The following is a 7,150-nucleotide window of genomic DNA, read 5'->3' on the forward strand; positions in this document are numbered from 1 at the left end:
CGGAACCCCCGGACTCCTCCTCTCTCTGGGAGTTGGCCGCGGGCGACAAGAGCCAGTTCAAGGAGCGCTACCGCCGCTACATGACACTGGAGGCCGAGGCGGTGAGCCTCTGGCACTTCGCGGTGAGCGTGGTTCCCGGGCTGCTCCAGACACCGGCGTACGCGCGGGAGGTGCTCGCCGCGGGCGGGTTGCGGGAGCCGGAGCTGACGCGGCAGGTGGAGGCGCGGATGGGGCGGCGGGAGGTACTGGAGGGGCCGGAGGCTCCGCCGTTCCGGACGATCCTGTCGGAGGCGGTGTTGCGTACCCCGCTGCGATGTCCCGACGCGTGGCGGGAACAACTGGATTACATGAGCGAGGCAATGGAGCGTCCGGGGGTGAACGTACAAGTCCTGCCGTTCAGCGTGGGGTTGCACGGGCTCATGAGTGCCGATATGTGGTTCCTGCGGCTGCCGACAGCTCGTACCGTGGTCTACACCGAAAACGGGTATCAGGGCGAGCTGATCGAGGACAACGGCCCTGTCGAGCGCTTGCAACGTACGTATGATGCGGTGCGTGATCTTGCCTTGACCTTGGCGGAGTCGCGCAGGTTTCTCTCGCGGATGTTGGAGGAAGTGCCATGCGAGCGCTCGACACAAGAGTTCTGAACTGGCGGAAGAGCAGCTACAGCAACCAGGACGGCGGCGCCTGTGTCGAAGTCTCGGACGACCTGACTCGGATCGTCCCCGTCCGCGACAGCAAGAGTGAGCAAGGGCCGATATTGGCCTTTCCGTCCAGCGAGTGGCTCGCCTTCGTCTCGCGGTTGAGAGACGAGTCCTGACGGACTGATGCAGCGGAGAGGGCAGTTCGACAGCGGGGCCGTGGCGTCATGGCCCCGGGGATCGTGCTCTGCTGGTCGCGGTGCGTGACGGCAGCTAGGGTTTCCACGCTGACGCCCCGCTGGACTCGGACTCCGGGGCGAAGTCGTCCATGACAATGGGGAGTTGCATGTCATTTGAGGAGGAATGGTCTTATCTCGTCAGTCAAGCCGAAAAGGGACAGTCCGCGGCTACGCGAATAAACCATGCGACAACACCTGCTGTCGGCGGGGACGGGGCGTCTCCCGATCTTGTCGTCCGCGACGACCAGTTGGGGCGCATAGGCAACATCGCCGCCTCTCTTTTCCGCCAGATCCAGTCCGCGGCCGACGAAGCCAGGGAAGCGACGTTCAGCGCGGCCACCAGCCTCACCAACCAGGACATCGACATGGGTTCCGGTGTCCTGTCGGTGCACGACGCCTGGTAGACGCAGACGGGCACCGTCAAGGAAGCCTGCGCGCACATATCCAACCACCTTGATTTCACCCGTAAGTCGCACGCCCAGGACGAGGCCAAGATCCAGACCGGTATGCGGGACGCTCGCGGGAAACTCATGACGCCCTCGCGCATCCAGGACTACATAGGCTGAGGGGCGCTCGTGGGTGACGAAGGGCTGAGGTACCAGGCGCTCAACGGCCTGAGACTCGGCAAGTTGAAAGCTGCTGTGAGCGCATGGTCATCGATGCACCGGACCCTGAAGAAGATCGCAACGGGCGACGACGGCGCGACCGCGGAGAAGCTGAAGCGCGTCACTGCCACCGCGGACTGGTCCGGTGCCAACGCGCGGGTCACCAAGGACTTCGCACGGCAGACGGCCGAGCAGGTCGCCGCCATGGCGACGCACGCGAAGAAGGTGCACGACCTGCTCGACAAGGCATGCACCGATCTCGCGGCCCAGAAGAGTAAGTTGAAGGCGGAGGTCGCCGAGGCGGCGAAGAAGGACATCCTCGTCCTCTCCAACGGCACCATCGAACCGGATTCCGGCGACGTCACTCAGGAAGCGGTCAACGCGGTCAAGTCCGCGATCGACCGGATACTCGTGGATGCGGGGCGTGCGAACGCCGCGGCTCGTGAGGGGCTTAAGCAACTCGCCGGTGATCCCTACGCGTTCGGGGCAGGAGGCACCGGGGGCGAGAACTCGGGCTTCCTCGGGGAAGTCGGCAATGCGGCGAAGGACTACATAGTCCCTCCCGATGGCGGCTTGGAGTTGGCAGGATGGGGAGCCGACCATGCCGCAACGGGTCTCGAAGCGGGGAAAAAACGTCGCGCCTGACGGGTGCGCCGCACCTTGCGCCTCATCCTAACCTCGATGCCACGTTCATGGACCGTGCACGTTGGGCTGGCGACGGGAACAACTGGCGGATGACCGCCGTCAATCCGGCGACACTTGAGCAAGTTGGCAAGTGGTCGGGTCGGCTGGGTGTTGTCGGCACCGCTGTGGGGGCTGGGACATCCGCCATGGGGCAGTGGCAGGCTGACGAGGGTAAGGGGTTCAGTGCAAGTGAACGAGTTGCCCGTGCCGGAACTCGAACCGGCGCGACTACTGCGGGTGGTGTTGCCGGAGCTTGGGCCGGCGGTCAGGTAGGCGCATCGGTCGGTGCTGTGGGCGGGCCTGCTGGTGCGCTGGTGGGCGGGTTGGTCGGTGGGGCAGTCGGAGGGATCGTTGGCTCGGGCGTCGGCGAGGAGGTGGCCGATCATGTCGTCGAACCAGTCGGCCGGTTTGTGGGTAACGTCGGAGACGGCATCAGCAGCTTCGGTGACTGGCTGACTTCTTAGGAGCACTAATATGGCGCTGTTCATGATTGGTTTGATGGGCGCATGCATTACCGCATTCGCGGTCTGGTCGTGGCGAGGTCGAAGTTTTGCGGCACGCTGGTGGACTAGGCGAGGCAGAGGCGCGGAGATGGGGCTCGTCCTCATCCCGACGTTCGGGCTCATTGCGCTTGGCGGCGCCTTGATCAGCACCGAGAGCGTACTTCTTTGGCTCGGCGGCCCGTTGTTGTTCATGGGGTTTTTTGTTTTTGTATGGGGCTTGGCTGTGACATTCCTCGGCACCTTCCGTTGGTCGATTCAGCGGGCCTGGGGGCCGCGGTGGTGGACGCGGCAGAGTGAGGGGGAGCGTTGGTCTGCACTTCAGCATGATCCAGGGATTTCTCTGGCTCTTCGTCGTCAGTCTTCCGGCGCTGCTTTTGCTCCTCCGGCCTGGCTCGGCGCGGAGTTGGAAAGTTGGCGCGGTGGACTTGTAGTGGACCTGGAGACGCGGGCGCGTCCTGACGGTGTGTCGAGCCGCGGTACAGTTCCGGGCATACTCGCGGCGGGTGAAGGGGGATTGTGGTTCGGGCCGGGAGCCTATCTGGGATCCGAGTGGGTCAAGCGGGCGCAATTCGAAGTTCCCTGGCAAGACTTGCGCCGCGTGTGGACAGTACCGGCGTTGGCTGATGCGGAGGGGGAGCGCCGTGGGGGAAGGCTCTATCGGTCCGTTTTCCGCCGTCTGGTGGTCGCCACCGACGAACGCACCTTCCTTTTCGAGGTCGAGGGCGCCCGCGCACGCAAGGCAGCCGAGATGATCGAGAGGGAGCAGAGCGCACGTGTGGGCTGAGCACCAGGGCGGTTTCGCGCTCGACATCCCCGACGATTGGGAGGCGCTGCTCGACCCGCGCCCCGATACTGCGATGGTCGTGGTCGCGCCGGAGATCGTGAGGTTCCGCCCCAACCTCGTGGTGACGGTGGGCCCGTCCGCGCCTCCCGATGATCCGGCCGAGTGGCAACGCGCCGCAGCCGAAGGTCTGTCGGAAAAGTTGAACGACTTCCATCTGATCGACGCCGAGCCGTACGGGAACGGGTTCCGTCAACTCGCTGCCTACGTGCGCGAAAAGCGGGCCCTGACGCTGGAGCAGTGGGCGTGGCAGTGGACCCGTGACGGGAGCGACACGCTCGACGTGACGATGTCGGCAACCGTGCCGACCCTCGCCTACGACGTCTGCGCCGACGTGATGCGCACTGTGGTCGAGAGCTGGACGACGGTGGAGGAGGCAACATGATGATCACGGCCGGCACTCCCCGAGAGGGCGTCCTCCTCACGCCCGGCCGCCTCGACGAGCTGCGCCGCACGTCGGCCGAGACCGGCGACCCGGTGATGGCGGCCTGTCTGCGGACACTCGATGACCCGCTCGGTGAGATTTTCGTCGAGGTGACGGCACCGGACGACCGCCGTGGCGCGGCGTTCGCCGTCGGGCATGAGATCACCGCCGTGGTTCTGTCGCGCTCGGAGAGCGACCCCGAACTCGCGCCGATCACAGGCGAATCCGTCACCGCCGTCCTCGCGCGCACCGTCGGCCTGGGGCCGGCACCGTATGTCGATGCGCCCTCGCTCACTGTCTCCGAGGCCGACATCGACGCGCTCGTCACTCCTCCTGCAGAGGTATCGCAGGCGCTCGCTGACCACCCCGTCGGCTCTGCGCTCGCCTCGCACTCCTGGCGGCTATGGCGTCTGGAGGCGACCAGGCAAGACGCGGGTCGCGCGGTGCCGGCCGGTCGTCTCGCTGTCCTTGGGGCGCGCTCGCACGGATGGTGGGCGCTTGAGGAGTCATCGGAGGGTGCCGTCCTCTCCCCGACCACGGCGACTGCCCTGTGGCGTGTGCTCAGCGGCCTGCTCACGTGAGTTGACCGCCGCGCTGCCTCGTCGGGCCGGACCCTCCTGCCGAAGAGCGAGCGCGCGCCTTGTCGCAAGGGCGCGTTGTTGCCGTGCCCGCCCGTGCCGGTACGCCCCCTTGCCCCGGGTGCTCGCCGTTGTTCGTATGGGCATCCACCTGAACGGAGGGGCAGCGTATGGTCCGGAGCCCGGAAGCCGAGACGACCGAACTGGTCCTTGCCCGTGCGAGCAGGTGCCGTTGGCAGTAGGAGAAGCGGTTCTTGATCCAGCCTTCGTCGTCGCCGGAGGCCTCGTTCGCGGCGCACTCGGCACGGTGAAGCCGCGGTCGGAAGCAGCTTTGGGGCGGCGCGTGGGGTCTCCGCGCCGCAGCAGCCTCCGCCTCACCCGTCCTGCACGGCCCAGCCCCGCCTCCCCGGCAGCTCCAGCGCCGGAGCCGGACCCCACGACCCCGGCGCGTACGGGAGCGGCTGGGGCCGGTTGGCGAGGAAAGGGTCGACGGTTGCCCAGATGCGTTCGATCTCGGGGGCGTCGGTGAAGAGCGTCTGATCGCCGTTGATCGCGTCGAGGAGGAGTTTCTCGTACGCCTCCAGCGGGGTTCCGGATGGCCCGTCGTCGAGGGTGAGGCGCAACGCGGCGTGGCCGACGCTCAGTTGGGGCCCCGGCTCCTTCGCGCGGAGCCGGAGGGTGACGCAGGGCGCGTCGGTGAGCTCGAAGGCGGCCTCGTCGGGTCGGACGGTCCGGCCGGCCGCGTTGCCGAAGAGGGAGAGCGGGGGTTTCTTGAAGCCGACGGTGACCGTGCGGCGGGTCGCGGCGAGGCGCTTGCCCGTCCGCAGGAAGAAGGGGACGCCCTGCCACCGCCAGTTGTCGATCCACACCCGGAGCGCGGCGAAGGTCTCCACCTCGGAGTCGTCGGCGACGCCCTCCTCCTCGCGGTAGCCCTCGTACTGCCCGAGAACGACGTCGTCGGGCGCGAGCTGCCGCATCGAGCGGTACACCTTCAGTTTCTCGGCCCGGAGTTCGGGCGCCGCGATCCGCACCGGCGGCTCCAGTGCGACGAAGCCGAGGATCTGGCAGAGGTGGGTGGGGACCATGTCGCGGAAGGTGCCCGTCGACTCCATGAAGGAGGACCTCCCCTCGATGCCGATCTCCTCGGGGACGTCGATCTGCACGTACGCGATGTGGTCGCGGTTCCAGACGGGTTCGAGGAGGCCGTTGGCGAACCGCATCACCAGGAGGTTCTGCACGGCCTCCTTGCCGAGGAAGTGGTCGATGCGGAAGACGCGCTCCTCGGGGACGATCCGCTCGACGGCGGCGTCGAGCGAGCGCGACGACGAGAGGTCCCAGCCGAACGGCTTCTCCAGGATCATCGCGGCGCCCTCGGCGAGGCCGGTCTCGCCGAGCATGCCGATCATCGGCTCCGCGGCGCCGGGCGGTACGGAGAGATAGAGGAGCGTGCGGGCGTCGTCGCCGAGTTCGGCGCGGAGGCGCCCCGCGGTCTCCGCGAGCGCGGTGCCGTCCGCGGCGGAGGAGGCGACGAAGCCGACGTGTTCGGCGAAGCGCTCCCACGCCGCTCCGTCGAGCCCGCCTTCGGAGTGCTCCCTGACCGCGTCCCGCAGTCGTCCCCTGAAGTCGTCGTCCGAGCCGGGGGAGTGGCGCCCCGTGCCGATGATCCGGAACGCTCCGGGGAGCATCCCCGTGGCGAAGAGCCGGTAGAGCGCGGGGAAGAGTTTCCTCGCCGCCAGGTCTCCCGTGGCGCCGAAGATGACGAAGAGGAGCGGGGCGGTCGGGGCGGGGGCTGGCGTGCTCACGGGCTCTCACTCTCGTCGCGGCGGCAGTGCGGTGGAGATTCTGCCCCAATCGCCACGTGTGCCCGTTTCGCGCCGTGCCCTGTGCCGCGCCCCGTCTCAGGGTTTGCGGGCGACGCCTGCGAAGAGGCCCACCTCCGCGTCGTCGTGGGCCGGTTCGGCCTCGGGGCGCCAGCGGTGCGCGGCGACGACGCCCGGGTCCAGAAGGTCCAGGCCGTCGAAGAAGGCGGCGATCTCCGCGCGGGAGCGCAGGCGCACGTCGGTGCCCTTGCTGCGGTAGAACTCCTCCCCGATGCGCGTCTCCTCCTCCGTGAGGAACTCACGCGTGCTGTGCGAGAGGACGAGGAAACTCCCGGAGGGGAGCGGCTCCAGCAGGCGCCGCACGAGGTCGTACGCACCGTCCGGAACGAAGTGGAGGAGCGCGACGAGGGAGAGCGCGACCGGCCTGTCCCACTCCAACGTGGCGCGCACTCGCGGATGTTCGAGGATATCGGCGGTGCGGACGTCCGCCTCCAGGTAGGCGGTGCGTCCTTCGTCGGTGCCGCGCATCAGGACGTCGGTGTACTCGACGACCAAGGGATCGTTGTCGACGTAGACGACCCTCGCCGTCGGCTCCTCGGCCTGCGCGACCTGGTGCAGGTTCGGCTCGGTGGGGATGCCGGTCCCCAGGTCGAGGAAGTCGCGCACGCCGTGCTCGCGGGCGAGGGTGCGCGTCGCACGGTGCATGAAGGCGCGGTTGGCGCGCGCCATGGTGCGCACCGAGGGGTGGTGCCCGACGACGTACTCGGCCGCCTGCCGGTCGGCCTCGAACCAGTCCTTGCCGCCGAGGTAGTAGTCGT

General features: G+C 67.8%; 8 protein-coding genes and 1 pseudogene. 7 read left to right on the forward strand and 2 right to left on the reverse strand.

What is annotated here, in order from left to right:
- From UWG_RS31605 to UWG_RS0126420, 7 genes and pseudogenes are all read left to right on the forward strand, one after another.
- Positions 1-644: pseudogene (locus UWG_RS31605) on the forward strand (DUF5753 domain-containing protein); the annotation flags it as partial.
- Positions 617-817: a DUF397 domain-containing protein gene (locus tag UWG_RS0126395; protein ID WP_016910197.1), complete on the forward strand. Its 201-nt coding sequence runs from the start codon at positions 617-619 to the stop codon at positions 815-817. The pseudogene UWG_RS31605 and the gene UWG_RS0126395, both read left to right, overlap by 28 nt.
- Positions 818-984: 167 nt before the next feature.
- Complete coding sequence (locus tag UWG_RS33890) at positions 985-1,281, forward strand: hypothetical protein (RefSeq protein WP_016910198.1); 297 nt, start codon at positions 985-987, stop codon at positions 1,279-1,281.
- Between the two features lie 171 nt (positions 1,282-1,452).
- Complete coding sequence (locus UWG_RS31840; protein ID WP_157838603.1) at positions 1,453-2,127, forward strand: hypothetical protein; 675 nt, start codon at positions 1,453-1,455, stop codon at positions 2,125-2,127.
- Between the two features lie 513 nt (positions 2,128-2,640).
- Positions 2,641-3,453: a hypothetical protein gene (locus UWG_RS32415; RefSeq protein ID WP_078495747.1), complete on the forward strand. Its 813-nt coding sequence runs from the start codon at positions 2,641-2,643 to the stop codon at positions 3,451-3,453.
- Positions 3,443-3,895, forward strand: coding sequence for a hypothetical protein (locus UWG_RS0126415; RefSeq protein WP_016910201.1), 453 nt, complete (start codon positions 3,443-3,445; stop codon positions 3,893-3,895). Before UWG_RS32415 ends, UWG_RS0126415 begins: the two co-directional genes overlap by 11 nt.
- Positions 3,892-4,515, forward strand: a complete 624-nt coding sequence (locus UWG_RS0126420) for a hypothetical protein (RefSeq protein ID WP_016910202.1) — start codon at positions 3,892-3,894, stop codon at positions 4,513-4,515. The genes UWG_RS0126415 and UWG_RS0126420 overlap by 4 nt, the downstream gene beginning before the upstream one ends.
- A 371-nt stretch (positions 4,516-4,886) precedes the next feature.
- Here UWG_RS0126420 and zwf read toward each other — a convergent pair whose 3' ends face one another.
- Together zwf and UWG_RS0126430 are read right to left on the reverse strand one after the other, a co-directional pair.
- Positions 4,887-6,314: a glucose-6-phosphate dehydrogenase gene (gene zwf, locus UWG_RS0126425; protein ID WP_016910203.1), complete on the reverse strand. Its 1,428-nt coding sequence runs from the start codon at positions 6,312-6,314 to the stop codon at positions 4,887-4,889.
- 96 nt (positions 6,315-6,410) lie between these two features.
- A partial coding sequence (locus UWG_RS0126430) for an SAM-dependent methyltransferase (protein WP_016910204.1) occupies positions 6,411-7,150 on the reverse strand: 740 nt, incomplete at its 5' end.

Origin of the sequence: Streptomyces xiaopingdaonensis (genome assembly GCF_000262345.1) — a bacterium.
In the GTDB taxonomy this organism is placed as follows: domain Bacteria; phylum Actinomycetota; class Actinomycetes; order Streptomycetales; family Streptomycetaceae; genus Streptomyces; species Streptomyces xiaopingdaonensis.